General features: G+C 66.2%; 2 protein-coding genes. One reads left to right on the plus strand and one right to left on the minus strand.

Annotated elements, in window-relative coordinates; translation table 11 throughout:
* Positions 1-557, plus strand: a 557-nt coding sequence (locus C1D09_RS25270) for a cytochrome P450 (RefSeq protein WP_143976808.1), incomplete at its 5' end; no start/stop codon positions are given.
* Positions 558-584: 27 nt separating this feature from the next.
* Here the strand turns inward: C1D09_RS25270 and C1D09_RS25275 are convergent.
* A complete protein-coding gene (locus C1D09_RS25275) occupies positions 585-1,562 on the minus strand; it encodes a complex I NDUFA9 subunit family protein (protein ID WP_143976809.1) in 978 nt (325 codons plus the stop codon).
* Between the last annotated feature and the right edge of the window lie 152 nt (positions 1,563-1,714).

A 1,714-nucleotide genomic window follows, 5' to 3' on the forward strand; every position in this document is an offset into this window, starting at 1 on the left:
CCACCGCGCGGGCATTGGGCTGGGCGCTTTACTGCCTCGCCGAATCGCCATGGGAGCGCAATCGGGTCGAGCAGGAGATCGATGAGGTGCTGGCGCGCGAACCGGATCCGACGAAGTGGCTCGACGCCATGCCGTTGACCCGCGCCGCCTTCGACGAGGCGCTGCGGCTCTATCCGCCGGCGCCCTCCATCAACCGCGAGCCGATCGAGCCGGAGATGTGGAAGGATCTTTATATCCCCAAGCACGCGGCCGTGCTGGTCATGCCCTGGGTCGTCCACCGCCACAGGAAACTGTGGGACAGGCCCGATGCCTTCCTGCCCGAGCGCTTCCACCCGGGCAACCGGGAAAACATCGATCGCTTCCAGTATCTGCCCTTCGGTGCGGGGCCGCGCGTCTGCATCGGCGCCAGCTTCGCCATGCAGGAGGCGATCATCGCGCTCGCCATCCTCTTGTCGCGCTTCCGCTTCGACACGACGGCCGAGACCAAGCCTTGGCCGGTGCAGAAGCTCACGACCCAACCGCAAGGTGGGCTGCCCATGCAGGTCACCCCTCGCTAGGCGTGCCTTCCGGACGGTTGTGCTGGATCAGGCCGCGGGCTTGCGCTGCTGGAACTGGCCGGCGGCGCGGAAGCGCCAGAGATAGCTCGGCAGGATCGTGGCGATCGATTGCGGCTGGATGCCGAGCCCGGCGAGCGTCCGGTTGGCCTTGACGGCGGCTTCCGAGACGATGTTGTGCTCGCGCAGCTGCATCACCTGGTCCTTGGTCAGCAGCGGATTGGGCAACAGGCCGAGGATCGAGGCCTGGATGTTGGCCACCCACCACGGCACCGGCACCAGCAGGCGCTTGCGCTCGATCACGGCGAGCAGCTCTTCCATGCACTCCTTGAAGGTGAGCACATTGGGGCCCCCAAGTTCGTAGATCTGGCCGCGATTAATCTTGCCGTCGACCGAGCGCGCCACCGCTTCGGCGACGTCGCCGACATAGACCGGCTGGAATTTGGTCTGGCCGCCGCCGATCAGCGGCAGCACCGGCGAATAGCGCGCCATGTTGGCGAAGCGGTTGAAGAAGCTGTCTTCCGGTCCGAAATTGATCGACGGCCGGAAGATCACGGCGTCGTTGATCGTTTCGAGCACGGCCTTCTCGCCAAGCGCCTTGGTGCGCGCGTAGTCCGATTCGGAGTCCGCATCCGCGCCAAGCGCTGAAACATGGGTCAGCCCGGCACCAACCGAGCGGGCCGCCTCGGCGACGGCGCGGGAGCCGAATTCGTGCACGGCGGAGAATTTCTGCCGGCCGGTCTCGTGCAGGATGGCGACGAGATTGACGACGTGGTCGGCGCCTTGCACGGCGCGGTCGACCGACCAGCGCACGCGCACGTTGGCCTGCACCGGCTGGATCTGGCCGACATTGCCGAGCGGCTGCAGATGGCCGGCAAGATCGGGCCGCCGGCAGGCGACCCGGATGCGGTAGCCGCGCTTGGCCAGCGCGCGCACCACATGGCGGCCGACAAAGCCTGACCCGCCAAAGACGACGACGAGCTTTGGGGTCTGCAGGATTTCGGTCATGACTGGCTCCGGCGCACTTTCCAGATGGCTTGGCTGAAGCCGTTTCATAGTCGGTTTTGCGCCAAAGGCAAAGGGTGACGCGTCGTCGCGTCACCCCGCTTGAAAGCTTGTTAGAACGCCTTGCCGATGCGGGCGTCGACCGAGTGGCGGTT

The sequence above is a fragment of the Mesorhizobium intechi genome, assembly GCF_002879535.1.
Classification (GTDB): Bacteria; Pseudomonadota; Alphaproteobacteria; order Rhizobiales; family Rhizobiaceae; genus Mesorhizobium; species Mesorhizobium intechi.

What these genes read in the sequence shown, in the direction of transcription:
- C1D09_RS25275 (WP_143976809.1), bottom strand. Translation starts at nt 1,562, where the DNA reads ATGACCGAAATCCTGCAGACCCCAAAGCTCGTCGTCGTCTTTGGCGGG.